21 protein-coding genes are annotated in these 16,838 nt (G+C 70.8%); all 21 read left to right on the top strand.

Annotated elements, in window-relative coordinates; genetic code table 11:
• Positions 1-24 precede the first annotated feature (24 nt).
• The 21 genes from ACOZ38_RS37575 (at position 25) to ACOZ38_RS37475 (ending at position 16,727) form a co-directional block, all read left to right on the top strand.
• Positions 25-693 (top strand): dienelactone hydrolase family protein, encoded by a 669-nt coding sequence (locus ACOZ38_RS37575; RefSeq protein ID WP_424535722.1) that lies wholly within the window; start codon positions 25-27, stop codon positions 691-693.
• Positions 694-949: 256 nt separating this feature from the next.
• Positions 950-1,078, top strand: a complete 129-nt coding sequence (locus ACOZ38_RS37570) for a hypothetical protein (RefSeq protein WP_424535721.1) — start codon at positions 950-952, stop codon at positions 1,076-1,078.
• 165 nt (positions 1,079-1,243) lie between these two features.
• Positions 1,244-1,873 (top strand): D-sedoheptulose-7-phosphate isomerase, encoded by a 630-nt coding sequence (locus ACOZ38_RS37565; RefSeq protein WP_405140886.1) that lies wholly within the window; start codon positions 1,244-1,246, stop codon positions 1,871-1,873.
• Positions 1,870-2,103 carry a HypC/HybG/HupF family hydrogenase formation chaperone gene (locus tag ACOZ38_RS37560; protein WP_405140885.1) on the top strand — a complete coding sequence of 78 codons (234 nt, stop codon included), beginning with the start codon at positions 1,870-1,872 and terminating at the stop codon, positions 2,101-2,103. Before ACOZ38_RS37565 ends, ACOZ38_RS37560 begins: the two co-directional genes overlap by 4 nt.
• On the top strand, positions 2,096-2,863 hold the full coding sequence (locus tag ACOZ38_RS37555) for a D-sedoheptulose-7-phosphate isomerase (protein WP_424535720.1): 768 nt from the start codon (positions 2,096-2,098) through the stop codon (positions 2,861-2,863). The genes ACOZ38_RS37560 and ACOZ38_RS37555 overlap by 8 nt, the downstream gene beginning before the upstream one ends.
• A 92-nt stretch (positions 2,864-2,955) precedes the next feature.
• Positions 2,956-4,032: a hydrogenase expression protein HypE gene (locus tag ACOZ38_RS37550; protein WP_424535719.1), complete on the top strand. Its 1,077-nt coding sequence runs from the start codon at positions 2,956-2,958 to the stop codon at positions 4,030-4,032.
• Between the two features lie 18 nt (positions 4,033-4,050).
• Positions 4,051-5,832 carry a nickel-dependent hydrogenase large subunit gene (locus ACOZ38_RS37545; RefSeq protein WP_405140882.1) on the top strand — a complete coding sequence of 594 codons (1,782 nt, stop codon included), beginning with the start codon at positions 4,051-4,053 and terminating at the stop codon, positions 5,830-5,832.
• Between the two features lie 58 nt (positions 5,833-5,890).
• On the top strand, positions 5,891-6,454 hold the full coding sequence (locus ACOZ38_RS37540; RefSeq protein ID WP_405140881.1) for a NifU family protein: 564 nt from the start codon (positions 5,891-5,893) through the stop codon (positions 6,452-6,454).
• Positions 6,451-7,209, top strand: a complete 759-nt coding sequence (locus ACOZ38_RS37535; protein WP_424535718.1) for a DUF5947 family protein — start codon at positions 6,451-6,453, stop codon at positions 7,207-7,209. The genes ACOZ38_RS37540 and ACOZ38_RS37535 overlap by 4 nt, the downstream gene beginning before the upstream one ends.
• The gene (locus tag ACOZ38_RS37530) at positions 7,202-7,834 is read left to right on the top strand and encodes a DUF6084 family protein (RefSeq protein ID WP_424535717.1); all 633 of its coding nucleotides are present in this window, start codon (positions 7,202-7,204) and stop codon (positions 7,832-7,834) included. The genes ACOZ38_RS37535 and ACOZ38_RS37530 overlap by 8 nt, the downstream gene beginning before the upstream one ends.
• Positions 7,831-9,183, top strand: coding sequence for a hypothetical protein (locus ACOZ38_RS37525; protein WP_424535716.1), 1,353 nt, complete (start codon positions 7,831-7,833; stop codon positions 9,181-9,183). The genes ACOZ38_RS37530 and ACOZ38_RS37525 overlap by 4 nt, the downstream gene beginning before the upstream one ends.
• Positions 9,180-9,677, top strand: coding sequence for a hydrogenase maturation protease (locus tag ACOZ38_RS37520; protein WP_424535715.1), 498 nt, complete (start codon positions 9,180-9,182; stop codon positions 9,675-9,677). Before ACOZ38_RS37525 ends, ACOZ38_RS37520 begins: the two co-directional genes overlap by 4 nt.
• Positions 9,674-9,778 carry a DUF6893 family small protein gene (locus tag ACOZ38_RS37515; RefSeq protein ID WP_405140876.1) on the top strand — a complete coding sequence of 35 codons (105 nt, stop codon included), beginning with the start codon at positions 9,674-9,676 and terminating at the stop codon, positions 9,776-9,778. The genes ACOZ38_RS37520 and ACOZ38_RS37515 overlap by 4 nt, the downstream gene beginning before the upstream one ends.
• Before the next feature lie 55 nt (positions 9,779-9,833).
• A complete protein-coding gene (locus ACOZ38_RS37510) occupies positions 9,834-10,226 on the top strand; it encodes a hydrogenase maturation nickel metallochaperone HypA (protein WP_424535714.1) in 393 nt (130 codons plus the stop codon).
• Entirely contained in the window at positions 10,201-10,452 is a 252-nt protein-coding gene (locus tag ACOZ38_RS37505; RefSeq protein WP_405140874.1) for a HypC/HybG/HupF family hydrogenase formation chaperone, read from the top strand. The genes ACOZ38_RS37510 and ACOZ38_RS37505 overlap by 26 nt, the downstream gene beginning before the upstream one ends.
• A gap of 6 nt (positions 10,453-10,458) precedes the next feature.
• Positions 10,459-11,586: a hydrogenase formation protein HypD gene (gene hypD, locus ACOZ38_RS37500; protein ID WP_424535713.1), complete on the top strand. Its 1,128-nt coding sequence runs from the start codon at positions 10,459-10,461 to the stop codon at positions 11,584-11,586.
• Positions 11,583-12,650: a hydrogenase expression/formation protein HypE gene (gene hypE, locus ACOZ38_RS37495; protein ID WP_424535712.1), complete on the top strand. Its 1,068-nt coding sequence runs from the start codon at positions 11,583-11,585 to the stop codon at positions 12,648-12,650. Before hypD ends, hypE begins: the two co-directional genes overlap by 4 nt.
• An 82-nt stretch (positions 12,651-12,732) precedes the next feature.
• Positions 12,733-13,137, top strand: a complete 405-nt coding sequence (locus tag ACOZ38_RS37490; protein ID WP_424535711.1) for a hypothetical protein — start codon at positions 12,733-12,735, stop codon at positions 13,135-13,137.
• An 87-nt stretch (positions 13,138-13,224) separates the two neighbouring features.
• Positions 13,225-14,235, top strand: coding sequence for an LLM class flavin-dependent oxidoreductase (locus ACOZ38_RS37485; protein ID WP_424537158.1), 1,011 nt, complete (start codon positions 13,225-13,227; stop codon positions 14,233-14,235).
• A gap of 66 nt (positions 14,236-14,301) precedes the next feature.
• Positions 14,302-14,961, top strand: coding sequence for an NAD(P)H-binding protein (locus ACOZ38_RS37480; RefSeq protein ID WP_424535710.1), 660 nt, complete (start codon positions 14,302-14,304; stop codon positions 14,959-14,961).
• A gap of 263 nt (positions 14,962-15,224) precedes the next feature.
• On the top strand, positions 15,225-16,727 hold the full coding sequence (locus tag ACOZ38_RS37475; protein WP_424535709.1) for a cellulase family glycosylhydrolase: 1,503 nt from the start codon (positions 15,225-15,227) through the stop codon (positions 16,725-16,727).
• Positions 16,728-16,838: the final 111 nt, after the last annotated feature.

Genomic DNA, 16,838 nt, shown 5'->3' with positions numbered 1-16,838 from the left:
TGCGGACGCGATGAGGAGGACGTGATGGTGGTTCGCCAGAGCATTGCGATTCCCACGGCGGGTGTCTCGCTCGGGGCCGACATTGTCATGCCGCAGCCCGCTCACGGTGTGGTGCTGTTCGCGCATGGGAGCGGGAGCAGCCGCCACAGCCCTCGTAACCGATACGTGGCGGACGAGCTCCACTCCGCCGAGCTGGCGACGGTGCTCGTGGACCTGCTCACCCCCGAGGAGGAGGAGATCGACGCCCTGACCGGCGCGCTGCGCTTCGACATAAGCCTGCTGGCGACCCGGCTGGTCGGGGTGGCCGACTGGCTCGGGCAGTACAAGCCGGTCGCGAAGCTCGGCATCGGGCTCTTCGGCGCCAGCACGGGCGCGGCCGCGGCGCTCGTGGCCGCCGCAGAGCGCCCGGCCTCGGTGCAGGCGGTCGTCTCCCGGGGCGGCAGGCCCGACCTCGCGGGCGACTTCCTCCGCATGGTGCACCAGCCCACCCTGCTGATCGTCGGCGAGTACGACACCACGGTGATCGAGCTCAACCGCCAGGCGATGGAGAAGCTGGCCGGGGAGACCGCGTTCGCGATCGTCGCGGGCGCGTCCCACCTGTTCGAGGAGCCGGGCGCGCTCGACCAGGTGGCGCGCCTGGCCCGTGACTGGTTCGCCCGCCACCTGAGGAGCCACCCGGCGGCGATCTGGTAGAGGGCGACAAGCGCGCGGCGACGGAGGCCATCTCTAGGGCTCTCCTGGGGAGATCCACACGGGTGAACCGCTGCCTCGCCACGTCCAGGGATGCTGTCAGCAGCTCCGCTGGCAAGATCTGCTGGTAGGCGGCCCGGCATCCGATCAGAGGGGCGGATCGGTCGAGCGGCCGAGGTAGGTGACCGGGCCGTGGTCGGCCACCGGGATCTCGTGGAAGCCCATCCTGTCGTAGAAGGCGCGGGCGCGGGTGTTGACGGTGAGCATGCACCACCTCGCCTGGATCATGCTCGGCGCAGGTGTGCTCCACCTCCTCCTGACCGTCTTCGACCGCACCCTCGGCCGCGCGAACCACACCCGCGGCAACTCGTCATCGCCAGGATCGTGATCGACGCGGTTGGAGATCTCCCCAGGGCTACAGCTAGGCCGTGACGGGCCAACCTCTCCTTATCGCTCACGATCAAGCCTTTACTCCGGGTTGTCCCGCTTAGGGTGTCGGTTCCGTGCGTACGCACCGTAGCCTGGCGACTACGGTACATAACGGAGCGTAAACATGCCTGTGACATCCACCACGCGCCTGGCGGTCAGCGAGGCCTTCGCCCGGCGAGACGCCGCGGGACACCGCCTCGCCGAGGATTCCGAACGCATCGCGCAAGCGTGTCGCGACATGGCGGCGAGGTTCCACCGGGGCGGGAAGCTGATCGTCTTCGGCAACGGCGGCGCGGGCACGGACGCCTCCCACGTCGCCGTGGAGTTCATGCACCCGGTGATCATGGGCAAGCGCGCGCTCCCCGCGATGGCGCTGAGCAACGACACCGCCACGGTGACGGGCGTCGGCAGCCGCGAGGGGTTCGACGAGGTCTTCGCCCACCAGGTACGCCACTGGGCCGACCCCTCGGACATGGCGCTAGGCATCTCGCCCGACGGGTGCTGCGCGAACGTGCTGCGCGGTCTTGAGACGGCTCACGAGCTGGGGCTGTTCACCATGGCGCTGGTGGGCGGCGACGGCGGCGACATCGCGCGCAGCCCGGCGGCGGGCCACGTGCTGATCGCGGGCTCCGGCGACCCCGCGGTGGTCAAGGAGATCCACGTCACCGCCTACCACGTCCTGTGGGAGCTCGTCCACGTCTTCTTCGCCCAGTCCAGCCCGCGAAAGGCGCCCGACCGGGAGGCCGTGAGATGACCGAACGCGTGAACTGTCTCGCCGATGTGTGCCTCACCTGCTCTGACGAGGCCCTTCCCGCGCTGGTGGTTCGCCTGCTCGACCAGGGGCTCGCGATCGCCGAGATCGACGGCGTCCACGAGCAGGTGAGCGTGGCGCTGGTCGACGCGGCGGCGGGCGACACCGTCCTCGTGCACGCAAAGGAGGCGATCGCCGTGATCACGAAGGGGACGGGTGACGGGCATGGATGACAGGGCTCCGGCCGAAGGGATCCACAGCCTGTACCCCTTCCTCTACGCCGACCGCGCCGCCCGATCGACCCACCCGGACCTCGCGGGGGACACAGGGGACGCGCGCGGCGCCGGGCACGGCCACCAAGGGGGCACCGGCCGGCCGGCCTCGCCCGTGGGGCACGTGAACTGGTCGACCGAGGTGAAGGCCGAGGAGATCGTACGGCTGCGCGAGCAGGTGGCGGAGCTGTACACCGACCGGCTCGCCGAGTGCGCGGAGGCGATGGCGGCCCGGTTCGACGCCGGGGGCAGGCTCTTCACGTTCGGGAACGGCGGGAGCAGCACCGACGCCCAGGAGGTGGCCACCGCCTTCCTGCATCCCCGGCACGGACGCCCGCTCCCCGCGCTCTCCCTGACCACCGACGTCGCCCTGGTCACCGCGCTGTCCAACGACGTCGGCTTCGACGTCGTCTTCGCACGTCAGGTCGCGGCGCTCGGCAGGCCGGGCGACATCGCCCTCGGCCTGTCGACCAGCGGAGGCTCCTCCAACCTCGTCCAGGCCTTCGAGGAGGCCTGGGGCAGGGGCATGCTGACCGTCGGCCTGGCCGGCTACGAGGGCGGAAGGCTCGCCGAGCTGGCCGAGCTCGACGTCCTCGACTACCTGTTCGTCATCCCTTCGGCGTCCGTGCACCGCATCCAGGAGGCGCAGACGACGGTCTACCACGTCCTCTGGGAGGTCACGCAGCACGTGCTGGGATCGCGGGCGCCGACGGGCCGGTGACCGGCCGGGCACCACGGGGAAGCCGGAGGGAGCAGCCACAGAGGAGCGCGTCTCGACGTTCAGCGACACCGACCAGGAGTGGGGGAGGCGGTATGGCCGCGACGACTGAGCAAGCGGGCAGCACGGCACAGGAGCAGGAAGAGCCCGTTGTCCACATACTTTGGATCAACGCGGGGCTGAGCTGCGACGGCGACTCCGTCGCGCTCACCGCCGCGATGCAGCCGAGCATCGAGGACATCGTCCTTGGAACGCTCCCTGGCCTGCCCAAGGTCGAGGTCCACTGGCCGCTGATCGACTTCCACAGCGGGCCGATGCAGGGCGCGGACGCCATGATCGAGTGGTACTTCCTGGCGGCGCACGGCGGGCTGGACCCGTTCGTCCTCGTCGTCGAGGGCTCGGTGCCGAACGAGTCGATCAAGCAGGAGGGCTACTGGTCGGGGTTCGGCAACAACCCGGAGACCGGCCAGCCGATGACCCTCAGCGAGTGGCTGGACCGGCTGGCGCCCCAGGCGACCGCCGTGGTCGCGGCCGGCACCTGTGCCACGTACGGCGGCATCCACGCCATGGCGGGCAACCCGACCGGCGCGATGGGCGTCGCCGACTACCTGGGCTGGGAGTGGCGCTCGAAGGCCGGGCTGCCGATCGTCAACGTGCCCGGCTGCCCGATCCAGCCGGACAACATGTCCGAGACGCTGCTGTACCTGCTGTACCAGCTCAACGGGCAGGCCCCGATGATCCCGCTGGACGAGGCGCTGCGCCCGACGTGGCTCTTCGGCCAGACCGTGCACGAGGGGTGCGACCGGGCGGGGTACTACGAGCAGGGCCAGTTCGCCGTCGAGTACGGCTCGCCGAAGTGCCTGGTCAAGATCGGCTGCTGGGGGCCGGTCGTGAAGTGCAACGTGCCCAAGCGCGGCTGGATGAACGGGATCGGCGGCTGTCCCAACGTCGGCGGCATCTGCATCGCGTGCACGATGCCCGGCTTCCCGGACAAGTTCATGCCGTTCATGGACGAGCCTCCGGGGGCTCTCGTGTCCTCGACGGTCAGCACGGTGTACGGCGGCGTCATCCGGAGGCTGCGCGACATCACCATCAGAACGGTCGACAAGGAGCCGAAGTGGCGTGCCAAGGGCCGCGCCCTGCTCACCGGCTACAAGGCGCCCTGGAGCTGACATGAAGACGGAGCTGACATGACGACCTCGGAGCAGAACCCCGACCTGGTCGAGATGGCGTGGGATCCGATCACCCGGATCGTCGGCAGCCTGGGCATCTACGCGAAGATCGACTTCAAGAAGAAGGAGGTCGCGGAGTGCTACAGCACCTCGTCGATCTTCCGTGGCTACAGCATCTTCATGAAGGGCAAGGACCCGCGCGACGCCCACTTCATCACCAGCCGCATCTGCGGCATCTGCGGGGACAACCACGCCACCTGCTCGGTCTACGCGCAGAACATGGCGTACGGGGTGCGGCCTCCGGCGCTGGCCGAGTGGATCATCAACCTCGGCGAGTCCGCCGAGTACATGTTCGACCACTGCATCTACCAGGAGAACCTGGTGGGGGTCGACTACTGCGAGAAGATGGTCCGAGAGACGAACCCCGGGGTGCTGGAGCTGGCCGAGCGCACCGAGTGCCCGCACGCGGGCGAGCACGGCTACAAGACCATCGCCGACATCATGCGCTCGCTCAACCCGCTGGAAGGCGAGTTCTACCGCGAGGCCCTGGTGATGAGCCGGGTCACGCGCGAGATGTTCTGCCTGATGGAGGGCAGGCACGTGCACCCCTCGACGCTCTACCCGGGCGGCGTCGGGACGGTCGCGACGGTGCAGCTCTTCACCGACTACCTCACCCGGCTCATGCGGTACGTGGAGTTCATGAAGAAGGTCGTGCCGATGCACGACGACCTGTTCGACTTCTTCTACGACGCGCTGCCCGGGTACGAGCAGGTCGGGCGGAGGCGCGTGATGCTGGGCTGCTGGGGCAGCCTGAACGACCCGGCGTACTGCGACTTCACCTACGAGAACATGAACGCCTGGGGTCGCGAGATGTTCGTGACGCCCGGCATCATCGTCGACGGGAACCTCGTCACCAACAACCTGGTGGACATCAACCTCGGCATCCGGATCCTGCTCGGAAGCTCCTACTACGACGACTGGGAGGGCCAGGAGCCCTTCGTCACCCACGACCCGCTGGGCAACCCGGTGGACATCCGGCACCCCTGGAACCAGCACACCATCCCCCGTCCGCAGAAGCGCGACTTCAACGACAAGTACAGCTGGGTCATGTCGCCCCGCTGGTTCGACGGGAAGGAACTGCTCGCGCTGGACACCGGCGGCGGCCCCATCGCCCGCCTCTGGTCGACGGCCCTGTCGGGGAAGGTGGACATCGGGTACGTCAAGTCCACCGGCCACAGTGTGCTCATCAACCTTCCGAAGAGCGCCACCAAGCCCGAGAAGACGTTCGAATGGAAGATCCCCGAGCGCAACGGCGAGCTGCTGTCCAACGCGCTCGAACGCAACCGCGCCCGCTCCTACTTCCAGGCGTACGCCGCCGCGTGCGCGCTGTACTTCGTCGAGCGGGGGCTGGACGAGGTGAGAAGGGGGCGCACCCAGACCTGGGAGCCGTTCGAGGTCCCCGAGGAGGCGATCAGCTGCGGGTTCACCGAGGCGGTGCGCGGCGTGCTGTCGCACCACATGGTGATCAGGAACGGGAAGATCGCCAACTACCACCCGTACCCGCCGACGCCCTGGAACGCCAGCGTCCGCGACCCGTCGGGCACGCCGGGCCCGTACGAGGACGCGGTGCAGAACACGCCGATCTTCGAGGAGAACCCGCCGGAGACCTTCAAGGGCATCGACATCATGCGCACCGTGCGCAGCTTCGATCCCTGCCTGCCGTGCGGGGTGCACATGTACCTCGGTGACGGCCAGGAGCTACGCAAGCTGCACAGTCCCCATGCCTTCAACGCGACCTGAGCCGTCGGGCGCCGGGAAGCTCACCGCTCCCCGGCGGCAGAAGGAGGAATCTGCGCAGATGCGCGAAGACCATGACATCCGAGTGGCCGGAGACCGCGTCGAGGCGCTGATCGACGAGCTCGGCACGATGGCCGGCCCCGCGACACGGGCGAAGGCCGAGGAACTGGTGCGCGGCGTCGTCGACCTGTACGGCGCGGGGCTGGAGCGCGTCATGCGCATCGTGGTCGAGAGCGACGCCGCGGAGGTGCTCCGGCGGCTCACCGGCGACGAGGTGGTCTCCGGCCTGCTCGCCCTGCACGATCTGCACCCGTTCGGCACGGCGGACCGCGTCCGCGCCGCGCTCGACGACGTGCGCCCGTACCTCGGGCTGCACGAGGGCGGGGTGGAGCTGCTCGGCGTGGAGGAGGGCGGGGTCGTACGGCTGCGCCTTTCCGGCACCTGCCACGGGTGCGCGTCGTCGCAGGCGACGGTGACCGGCTCCATCGAGCGCGCGGTGCTCAGGGCCGCGCCCGAGGTGTCCCGCGTGGAGGTCGAGGGGGTGGCGGACACGACGTCCCCGCTCCTGCGGATCCAGCACCGGCCGCCGGGCGAGTGCCCGGTGCCGCAGGAGGCGACCCCATGACGCCTCCCGCCGTCCCAGGCGACGCGGCGCGGCGCGATCAGGCGGAGCCGGCCGGGCTCCGGCGCTTCCGCGAGCCTCGCCCGCCGGCCGGGCCGCGGTGCGAGATGTGCGCGGAGGCGCTCGACGAGCGCCACGGCCACGCGGTGAACGTCGAGAGCCGCGGGCTGCTCTGCGTCTGCCGCGGCTGCGTCCTGCTGCTCTCGCGCGGCGCGGAGGTCGCGCGCGGGCGGTACCGCGCGGTGCCGGAGCGCTGTCTGTACGTCCCGTCGTTCCGGCTGGAGGATGCGGACTGGGAGGAGCTCCAGATCCCGGTACGCACGGCGTTCTTCTTCCGCAACTCCACTCTCGACCGGTTCGTGGCCTTCTACCCGAGCCCCGGCGGCGCCACCGAGTCGCTGCTCGACCTGTCGGCCTGGGACCGCGTCCTCGCCGCCAACCCCGAGCTGCCAGAGGCGCTCGCGGATGTCGAGGCGTACCTCATCGACCGGGGCCCCGGCGGGTTCGCGTGCCACCTGGTGCCCATCGACACCTGTTACGAGCTGGTCGGCCTGGTGCGGACGCACTGGAAGGGCTTCCACGGCGGGCAGGAGGCGTGGGACGCCATCGACGGGTTCTTCGAGGAGCTGCGCCGCCGCGGTGAGCCGGTGCCGGCCGACGAGCGCCGCGTGTCGGCCGACGAGGGCCCCGTGCCTTCCGGTGAGGGCCGTGTGCCCTCGGGAGTCGTGCCCAGGGCGGAGGGGCGCGGTCGTGTCTGAGATCCGGTTCGACTGCCGCGGCGTGCGCGTGGACCCCTACGCGGCCTCCCCGACACTGCTCTTCCGCCTGGGCGTCACCGAGCCGGAGGGCGAGGCCGTGCACGCCATCGCGCTGCGGTGCCAGATCCGCGTCGAGCCACAGCGGCGGCGGTACGGCCCCGGCGAGACCGAGCTGCTCGCGGACCTGTTCGGGCACCCGTCCCGGTGGGGGGACACGGTGAAGCCCCTGCAGTTCGCCAACATCTCGATCATGGTCCCGAGGTTCACCGGCGCCACCGAGGTCGACCTTCCCGTGCCGTGCAGCTACGACCTGGAGGTGGCCGCGGGCAAGTACTTCGCCTCGCTGGACGAGGGCGACGTGCCGCTGCTGCTGCTCTTCAGCGGCACGGTCTTCGCCAAGGCGGGGGAGGGCTTCACCGTGCGGCCGGTGCCCTGGCACTGCGAGGCCCGCTGCGGACTGCCCGTCCCGGTGTGGCGGGAGATGATCGACCGCTACTTCCCGGCGAGCGGCTGGCTGCGGCTGCACCGGGACACGCTGCGCGCGCTGCAGCGGTTCAAGTCCGACCGCACTCTGGCCACCTGGGACGAAGTCGTGGAAGTGCTGCTCAAGGAGGCGCGGGGATGAGCGTGCCGATGGACACGGCCCGCAAGGTGGCCGACGCGGTGCTGTACGAGGGGTACCTGCTGTACCCCTACCGTGCCTCGGCCGCGAAGAACCGGCTGCGCTGGCAGTTCGGGGTGCTCGTGCCCCCCTGGTACAGCGCCACGGCGGAGCCTTCCAGGAGCGTGACCGAGTGCCTGCTCGAACGCTCGGCCAACGCGCTCGTGCGCCTGCGCCTGCGCTTCCTGCACGTCAAGGAGCGCAGGGTGGAGGCCGCGGGGCCCGGCGGCTTCCGGCCGGTCCACGAGCTGGAATGCGACGGCACGACGCATCTGACCTTCGACGAGGCCACCGCGCGCGAGGTGGAGACCGTGCTGCCCATGCCGCACCTGTTCGGCACGGAGCGCACGGTCGTGGTGCGCGTGCCCGGTGACCGGTCGGAGAAGCCGATCGTCTCCGCCTCCGGTGACACGCTGGGCCGCGTCGTGACCGCGCACCAGCCGGTGCGGGCCGTGCTGAGGGTCGCGGCCGAGCGGATGCCCGGGCCGTACGGCCTGGTGAGGCTCCGCGTGCGGCTGGAGAACGTCACCGAGCCGGTACGGGCGGCGGCGACGCGCGAGCAGGCGCTGAGGCACTCGCTGGTCGCGGCCCACCTGCTCCTCGGGGTGACCTCGGGGAACTTCCTGTCGCTGACGGATCCCCCGGAGTGGGCCAGGGCGGCGGCCGAGGGCTGCCGCAACGAGAACACCTGGCCCGTGCTCGTCGGCGAGCCCGGGCAGCGCGACGTGGTGCTGTCGTCCCCGATCATCCTGTACGACCACCCGGACATCGCGCCGGAGAGCCCGGGCGACCTGTTCGACTCCACCGAGATCGACGAGATGCTCCACCTGCGGACGCTCACGCTGACCGAGGAGGAGAAGCGGGAGGCGCGGGCCACCGACCCCCGGGCGGCCGAGATCATCCAGAGGGCCGGCGACCTGCCGCCCGAGCTGGTGGAACGCCTGCACGGCGCGATCCGTCACCTGGGCACGCCCGCGACGCCCGCCACGCCGTGGTGGGATCCGGCCGCGGACGCCGGGACCTCGCCGGAAACCGACAGCGTGACCGTCGCGGGGGTCGAGATCGCCAGGGGCAGCCGCGTGCGCCTGACCCCGGGAAGGCGGCGCGCCGACGCGCACGACATGTTCCTCGCCGGGAAGACCGCCCGGGTGGAGGCCGTGCTGCTCGACGTCGACGGAGCGCGGTATCTGGCCGTCACGCTCGACGACGACCTCGGAGCCGACCTGCACCGCTCCCACGGCCGCTTCCTGTACTTCGCCCCCGACGAGATCGAGCCGCTCACCGGCGGAGAGCTGGGAGAGGTGAGCGCATGAAGATCCTCGTGGCGGGCGTGGGCAACATCTTCCTCGGCGACGACGGCTTCGGTGTCGCGGTGGCGAGGTTCCTCGCCAAGAGGGACCTCCCGGAAGGGGTCCTGGCGACCGACTTCGGCATCCGCGGCGTCCATCTGGCCTACGAGCTCACCGGCGGGGGCCACGACCGCACGATCCTGGTCGACGCGGTCTCCCGCGGAGGCCCGCCCGGCACGCTGTACGTCCTGCGGCCGACCGCCGGCGAGGACCCTGGCACCTTCGTCGACGCCCACGACATGACCCCCGACGCGGTGCTGGCGCTGGCGGACACGCTGGGCGGCACCGGACAGGTGCTGCTCGTGGGCTGCGAGCCGCAGGACGTGTCGCCCGGCATGGAGCTGAGCCCGCCGGTCGCGGACGCGGTGCCGAGGGCCGCCGACCTGGTTCTCGAACTCATCCAGGAACAGATCGCGGCGGCGCCCGCCGCCGCGGGCCGACAGGAGGAACGGACATGATCAAACGGCTGATGACGCTCGCGGCGCTGGTGGCGGTCGGTGTGCTGGTCTACCAATCGATTCCCGACATCAAGCGCTACATGCAGATCAGGCAGATGTGACGTTGATCGTGGCGTAGAGACCAGTGATAACCGAAAGAGATGAGGTGAGGTAGTCATGCATGAATACGGGATCGCGGAGTCGATCCTCGCCGCGGTGGAGGGCAGGGCCGACGGTCGGCGGATACGCCGGGCGCGGGTGCAGGTGGGGGCGCTGCTGCGCGTCGCCGAGCCCTCGATCAACGACGCTTGGGCCCTGGTGGCCGAGGGAACGGTGGCCGAGGGCGCCCGTCTCGACCTGGTCACCCTGCCCGTCCGGCTCACCTGCCGGGCCTGCGGGAACACGGCCACCTCGGTGGACCCCTACGCGGTCTGCCCCGCCTGCGGGGCCACCGACGTCGACACCGAGGGCGGCGACGACCTCGTCCTCGAATCCATCCAGCTCGCGGAGGCGACCCATGTGCCTGGGGATTCCCGGGGAGATCGTGGAGATCCTGTCGGATCGTCCTGATCTCGCGAAAGTCGATGTGTGCGGCGTCCGGCGCGCCATCAACATCGGCCTGCTGGAGGGCGAGGCTCTCGCCCCTGGTGACTGGATCCTCATCCACGTCGGATTCGCCCTGTCGAAGATCGACGAAGCCGAGGCCAAGTCGGCCATGGACTTCCTCGAGAGCATCGGCCAGGCGTACGAGGACGAGATCGCCGCGCTGCGCGACTCCATGATCGAACAGGGGTGACGTCGGATGCGCTTCGTCGACGAGTATCGCGACGCCGACAAGGCACGGGCGCTCGCCGCCCGCGTCGCCGCGCTGTGCGAGCCGGGCCGTGCCTACAAGTTCATGGAGGTCTGCGGGGGACACACCCACACCATCTACAAGCACGGGCTGGAGGACCACCTGCCGGCCGCGGTCACGCTGGTGCACGGGCCCGGCTGCCCCGTCTGCGTCATTCCGATGGGAAGGGTCGACGACGCCATCCACATCGCGGAGCGGCCTGACGTGATCATGACGTCGTTCGGCGACATGATGCGGGTGCCGGGCGGCCGGGGGTCGTTCCTGGACGCCATGGCCAGGGGCGCCGACATCCGGATGGTCTACTCGCCGCTGGACGCCCTGAAGATCGCCCGGGAGAACCCCGGCAAGCAGGTCGTCTTCATGGCCATCGGGTTCGAGACCACGGCCCCCTCGACGGCGATGACGGTCCTGCGGGCCGCCGCCGAGGGGATCGGCAACTTCTCGGTCTTCTGCAACCACGTGACGATCATCCCCGCCATCAAGGCGATCCTGGACTCTCCCGACCTGCGGCTCGACGGGTTCATCGGGCCAGGTCATGTGTCGACGGTCATCGGCTGCCGGCCGTACGACTTCATCGCCCGCGACTACGGGAAGCCACTGGTGGTCGCCGGGTTCGAGCCGCTCGACGTGCTGCAGTCGGTCTACCAGAACCTCGTCCAGCTCTCCGAGGGCCGGGCGGACGTGGAGAACCAGTACGCCCGGGTGGTCCCGTGGGACGGCAACCTCAAGGCGCTGGCCGTGATCAACGAGGTGATGGAGCTGCGCCCGCACTTCGAATGGCGCGGGCTCGGGTTCATCTCCGACTCGGCGCTGCGCGTGCGCGAGGCGTACGCCGCCTTCGACGCGGAACGGATCTTCGAGATCCCGGGCGGACGCGTGGCGGACCCGAAGGCGTGCCAGTGCGGTGAGGTGCTCAAAGGCGTGCTCAAGCCCTGGGAGTGCAAGGTGTTCGGAACGGCCTGCACTCCGGAGACGCCGATCGGCACCTGCATGGTGTCCTCCGAGGGCGCGTGCGCGGCCTACTACAACTTCGGCCGGTTCTCGCGTGACCGGGTCAAGGAGGCGACGCGCACGTGAGCTCCGAGGAACAGGTGCTGGAGCGGATCGAGCGGGTCCGCCGCCGGAAGCCGCGCGTCCGGGACGAGCTCATCACCCTCGCCCACGGCGCGGGAGGCAAGGCGACCCGCACCCTGATCGAGGCGGTGTTCCTTGAGTCCTTCCGCAACCCGCTGCTGGAGCCCCTGGCGGACGGGGCGGTCGACGGAGGGCTCGCGTTCACGACCGACTCCTACGTGGTCACGCCGCTGTTCTTCCCCGGCGGCGACATCGGCGACCTGGCCGTCAACGGCACGGTCAACGACCTCGCGATGTGCGGGGCGCGCCCGGCTCACCTGTCGGCCGCGTTCATCCTCGAAGAGGGGTTCCCCGTCGCCGACCTGCGCCGGATCACCGAGAGCATGGCGGCGGCGGCGCGGGAGGCGGGCGTGGCCGTGGTCACCGGGGACACCAAGGTCGTGCAGCGCGGGAAGGCCGACGGCTGCTACATCACCACGGCGGGTGTGGGGGTGGTGGACCCTGCGGTCCGGCTGAGCGCGTCCGCCGCCGAGCCCGGTGACGCGATCATCGTGTCCGGGCCGATCGGTGAGCACGGCGTCACGGTCATGCTCGCCCGGGGAGGGCTCGACATCGAGGCCGCCGACCTCGTCTCCGACACCGCGCCGCTCAACGGCCTGACCGCGCGGCTGCTGGACGCGTGCGACGGCGGGCGGGTGCGCTGCCTGCGGGACGCCACCCGGGGCGGCGTGGCGACGGTGCTCAACGAGGTCGCGGAGTCCTCCGGCGTGGCGGTCGTCCTGGACGAGGACGCGATCCCGGTACGGCCCGGCGTGCGCGGGGCCTGCGAGCTGCTCGGCATCGACCCGCTCTACGTCGCCTGCGAGGGCCGCATGGTCGCCGTCGTGGACCAGCGGTCCGCCGGGGCGGCGCTGGACGCCCTGCGGGCGCACCCGCTGGGCGCGGGTGCGGCCGTCGTCGGGCGGATCGCCGAGGATCCGCCGGGGCTCGTCCTGCTCAGGACCGCCTTCGGCGGCACCCGCATCGTCGACGTGCTCGTCGGCGATCCGCTGCCGCGTATCTGCTGAGACCGCCCGGGGTACGAACCCTGTGGGGGAAGGTCCCGCCCGGCGCCCGCCGGCGGGAACGCCACGCGACGGGGGTGCTGTCATGATCGATCCGCGGGAGCCCGGAGCCCCGGGCAAGAGGGCCGGCCTGGAGGAGCTCCGCGCCAAGGTCCACCAAGAGGTCGTCATGGCCGGCGACCGCGCGTTCGCGAGCCCGCCGATAGGGGACAGGCGGCCTCCGCGCGTGGTCACGGAGGTGGAGGAGCACGGCGTGAGCTCGACCGACACCAGGGCCAGGTCGCCTCTGGGCGTCGGCACGAGCACGAGCGCCCGGGCGGAGAAGATCGCGCAACGCGAAGAGGAGGCCGGCCGCAGGAAGGGCGGCGTCGAGGGCCCGTCCGGACGTCCCTACGGCACCTCGACGCCGGAGCACGCCACCGGCGTCGGGCGGCGGAAGACCGCCCACGGCCAGAGCCGCTCCATGCCGCCGGGCGACCAGGCCGGGTGACTTCCGGCTCGCCACCTGGTCCGGCTCGCCCGTATGAGCCGGTCAGGGACGGCGCCTGCTGGCAGAGTTGGATCCGTGGCAGACGAGTTGCGCATCGGGGTGTTCCTGCCGGTCGCGGGGTTTCCGGGGCTCGGCCACGGTGAGGCGCTCGGCGCCGCCGTGGACGCGGCGGTGGCGGCCGAGCGGGCGGGGTTCGACGACGTGTGGATCGCCGAGCACCACTTCAGGTCGTACGGACTGTGCCCCTCGGCCACGACGCTCGCCGCGTACGTGCTCGGCCGCACGCGGAGCATCATGGTCGGCACGGCCGTGAGCGTGCTGTCGACGATGCACCCCGTAGCGCTGGCCGAGCAAGCCGCGCTTCTCGACCAGGTCTCCGGCGGCCGGTTCCGCCTCGGCGTCGGGCGCGGCGGGCCGTGGGTCGAGCTGGAGGTGTTCGGCACCGGGCTCGACCGTTTCGAGAACGGCTTCGTCGAGAGCCTCGACCTGCTGATCGCCGCCCTGACGCGCGACCGCGTCTCGGCCAAGGGGGCCACCTTCAGGTTCAGGGAGGTAGAGATGGTGCCCCGTCCGGGAAGGCCGATGCGGCCGACGGTCGCCTCGACCTCGCCGGGCACCGTCCAGGTGGCCGCCGCCCGGGGCCTGCCCATGCTGCTCGGCATGCACATCGGCGACCCGGACAAGGCCGCGCTGATGGAGAGCTACGCCGGCACGGCCATCGCGCACGGTCACGACCTGACGGAGATACCGCACGTTGCGGCGGGCATCGCGTACGTCGCGGACACGACCTCCGAGGCGGTCGCGGCCATGAAGGAGTCGCTGCCGCGGTGGCTCGCGCCGGGTCTCGCCGGCTACCGGACGGTGGACGACCGCACGTACCTCCCCAGAGACGCCGACGACTACGCCGACCTCCTGTGCCGCCTGCACCCCGTCGGCTCGCCCGGCCACTGCGCCGACACGATGCTCGCCACCATCAAGCGCACGGGCATCCGCCACCTGATCCTCATGGTCGAGGGCGCCGGCGACCCCGCCCTCACCCACCGCAACATCGCCAGGCTCGGCGCCGAGGTGCTGCCCCTCGTACGGGCATCGTGCTGAGCCACCGCGGTCCACGGCCCGGATGCGGAAGGATGACCCGCAAGGATCGAGGGGGAGGAAGTTCTGATGCGCGTTGTCATCGCGGGTGGGCACGGCAAGATCGCTCTTCGGCTTGAGCGGGTGCTGGCGGAGCAGGGTGACGAGCCCGTCGGCCTGATCCGCAACCCCGCCCACGAGCAGGACGTCCGGGACGCCGGGGCCGAGGCGGTCGTCTGCGACCTGGAGACCGCCGGGGTGGAGGAGGTCGCCGAGCACCTGTGGGGCGCCGACGCGGCCGTGTTCGCGGCCGGGGCCGGGCCGGGCAGCGGGGCGGCGCGCAAGGACACCGTCGACCGCGCCGCCGCCGTGCTGCTGGCGGAGGCGGCCGAACGGGCCGGCGTGCGGCGCTTCGTGCAGATCTCCGCGATGGGCGCGGACCGGCCGCCGCAGCCGGGCACCGACGACGTCTGGGCGGCGTACATCAGGGCCAAGTCCGACGCGGAGGACGACCTGCGGGCGCGCGACCTCGACTGGACGGTGCTGCGTCCGGGGGCGCTCACCGACGACCCCGGCACCGGCCTCGTCACGCTGGCGGAGCCGCCGGTGCCGCGCGGGAAGGTCACCCGTGACGACGTCGCGGCCGTGATCGCCGGTCTCCTGGGCACCCCCGGCACCGGCGGGCGCACCCTGGAGCTCGCCGAGGGCGACACCCCGGTGGACGAGGCCGTCCGGTCGGTGGCGTCCTGAAGACGCGAAAATTTCATCGTCCGTCGGGCGGCGGCCGGTTTCATTAAACGGTTCACCCGCCCATTCGTGACAATGTTTCCCCAGGTAAGGGACGCGGCAAAGTCGCACGGTGAACCACCTGTGTATGACGGTTGACGGCATGACGCCGCCCGGCAAGAGAGCCGCCTCGCGATCAATGACTTAATCGGTTAATTTCAGGGACGCTTCCGCCAGCGGCAATCCATTTCCTGCCGAGGGCCGTTCGTTTCCCGAAAGGAAGTCCGATGAGACGGAGTCTCGCCACCTTCGCGGCGGCCATGCTGGTCGCCGCCGGCGGAGTCGCCGCGGTGAGCATGTCCGCGGCGAACGCCGCCGCCGGGTGCAAGGTCGCTTACAAGGTCGTCAACCAGTGGTCGGGAGGCTTCCAGAGCGACGTCGCCATCACCAACCTCGGTGACCCACTGACGAGCTGGAAGCTGGAGTTCGACTTCCCCGACGCCGGCCAGAAGGTCGGGAGCGGCTGGAACGCCACGTGGTCGCAGTCGGGGGCGCACGTGACGGCGACGAGCCTGTCGTACAACGGTGCCCTCGCCACGAACGCCACCACCGGCGGCATCGGCTTCACCGGGACCTTCACCGCGAGCAACCCGGTGCCCTCGGCCTTCAAGCTCAACGGGGTGACCTGCACCGGGTCGGTCACCGCGACCCCGACCCCGTCGGTCACGCCTACCGTGACCCCGACCCCCACGCCCACGGTCACGCCCACCGTCCCGCCGGGCGCGGCGCCCAAGCTGCACGTGTCGGGCAACAAGATCGTCAACGCCTCCGGCCAGGCCGTACGGCTCCTCGGGGCAAACCGGTCGGGCGGCGAGTTCGCGTGCATCCAGGGCAACGGCATCTGGAACGGCCCGATGGACGACGCGTCCATCAACGCCATGGCCGCCTGGAAGATCAGGACGGTGCGCGTCCCGCTCAACGAGGAGTGCTGGCTGGGCACGAGCAACGTCCAGCCGCAGTACGGCGGGACGACGTACCAGAACGAGGTGAAGGGCTACGTCTCCAGGCTGCTGGCACACGGCATCACCCCGATCGTGGAGATGCACTGGAGCTACGGCACCTACACCGGGACGTCCTCCGCCTGCGCCGACGTGCACGCGTCGTGCCAGAAGCCCATGCCGGACGCGCAGTACGCGCCCGGCTTCTGGACCTCGGTCGCGAACACCTTCAAGGGTGACACCGCCATCGTGTTCGACCTGTTCAACGAGCCCTACCCGGAGCGGGCGACGGGCAGCGCCGCCTCCGGCTGGACCTGCTGGCGCAACGGCGGCACATGCCCGGGCATCGGCTACCAGGTGGCCGGCATGCAGACGCTGGTGGACACCGTGCGCGCCACCGGAGCCCAGAACGTCATCCTGCTCGGCGGCCTCGCGTACTCCAACGACCTGACCGGCTGGCTGGCGAACAAGCCGGCCGACGCGACCGGCAACCTCGCCGCCTCCTGGCACTCGTACAACTTCAACACCTGCTCAAGCCAGAGCTGCTGGGACGGCCAGCTCGCCCCGGTCGCGGCCCAGGTGCCCCTGGTCGCCGGGGAGATCGGCGAGAACGACTGCGCCCACGGGTACATCGACGGCCTGATGAACTGGCTCGACCAGAAGGGACTCTCGTACCTGGCGTGGACCTGGAACAACTGGGACTGCTCCAGCGGCCCGTCGCTGATCACGGACTGGAACGGCACCGCGACGAACTACGGCGCGGGCTTCAAGGCCCACCTGGCGACCCAGTGACCGGCGTGGGACGGACGGCCGCCTGAGCGGCACGGCGGCGGGCGCTCGGGGGTGCCCGCCGCCGTCCGTGCGGCTCCTGGACAAGACGGGGCTTGTCGTCACCCAAAACAG

The sequence above is a fragment of the Sphaerisporangium viridialbum genome, assembly GCF_049674955.1.
In the GTDB taxonomy this organism is placed as follows: domain Bacteria; phylum Actinomycetota; class Actinomycetes; order Streptosporangiales; family Streptosporangiaceae; genus Sphaerisporangium; species Sphaerisporangium viridialbum.
This window is presented reverse-complemented; position numbering and strand designations above follow the sequence as displayed.

Excerpts from the sequence above, each read along its gene's own strand:
- ACOZ38_RS37575 (WP_424535722.1), top strand. The coding sequence starts at position 25 with ATGGTGGTTCGCCAGAGCATTGCGATTCCCACGGCGGGTGTCTCGCTC.
- ACOZ38_RS37565 (WP_405140886.1), top strand. The coding sequence starts at position 1,244 with ATGCCTGTGACATCCACCACGCGCCTGGCGGTCAGCGAGGCCTTCGCC.
- ACOZ38_RS37560 (WP_405140885.1), top strand. The coding sequence starts at position 1,870 with ATGACCGAACGCGTGAACTGTCTCGCCGATGTGTGCCTCACCTGCTCT.
- ACOZ38_RS37555 (WP_424535720.1), top strand. The coding sequence starts at position 2,096 with ATGGATGACAGGGCTCCGGCCGAAGGGATCCACAGCCTGTACCCCTTC.
- ACOZ38_RS37550 (WP_424535719.1), top strand. The coding sequence starts at position 2,956 with ATGGCCGCGACGACTGAGCAAGCGGGCAGCACGGCACAGGAGCAGGAA.
- ACOZ38_RS37545 (WP_405140882.1), top strand. The coding sequence starts at position 4,051 with ATGACGACCTCGGAGCAGAACCCCGACCTGGTCGAGATGGCGTGGGAT.
- ACOZ38_RS37540 (WP_405140881.1), top strand. The coding sequence starts at position 5,891 with ATGCGCGAAGACCATGACATCCGAGTGGCCGGAGACCGCGTCGAGGCG.
- ACOZ38_RS37535 (WP_424535718.1), top strand. The coding sequence starts at position 6,451 with ATGACGCCTCCCGCCGTCCCAGGCGACGCGGCGCGGCGCGATCAGGCG.
- ACOZ38_RS37525 (WP_424535716.1), top strand. The coding sequence starts at position 7,831 with ATGAGCGTGCCGATGGACACGGCCCGCAAGGTGGCCGACGCGGTGCTG.
- ACOZ38_RS37520 (WP_424535715.1), top strand. The coding sequence starts at position 9,180 with ATGAAGATCCTCGTGGCGGGCGTGGGCAACATCTTCCTCGGCGACGAC.
- ACOZ38_RS37515 (WP_405140876.1), top strand. The coding sequence starts at position 9,674 with ATGATCAAACGGCTGATGACGCTCGCGGCGCTGGTGGCGGTCGGTGTG.
- ACOZ38_RS37510 (WP_424535714.1), top strand. The coding sequence starts at position 9,834 with ATGCATGAATACGGGATCGCGGAGTCGATCCTCGCCGCGGTGGAGGGC.
- hypD (WP_424535713.1), top strand. The coding sequence starts at position 10,459 with ATGCGCTTCGTCGACGAGTATCGCGACGCCGACAAGGCACGGGCGCTC.
- ACOZ38_RS37490 (WP_424535711.1), top strand. The coding sequence starts at position 12,733 with ATGATCGATCCGCGGGAGCCCGGAGCCCCGGGCAAGAGGGCCGGCCTG.
- ACOZ38_RS37480 (WP_424535710.1), top strand. The coding sequence starts at position 14,302 with ATGCGCGTTGTCATCGCGGGTGGGCACGGCAAGATCGCTCTTCGGCTT.
- ACOZ38_RS37475 (WP_424535709.1), top strand. The coding sequence starts at position 15,225 with ATGAGACGGAGTCTCGCCACCTTCGCGGCGGCCATGCTGGTCGCCGCC.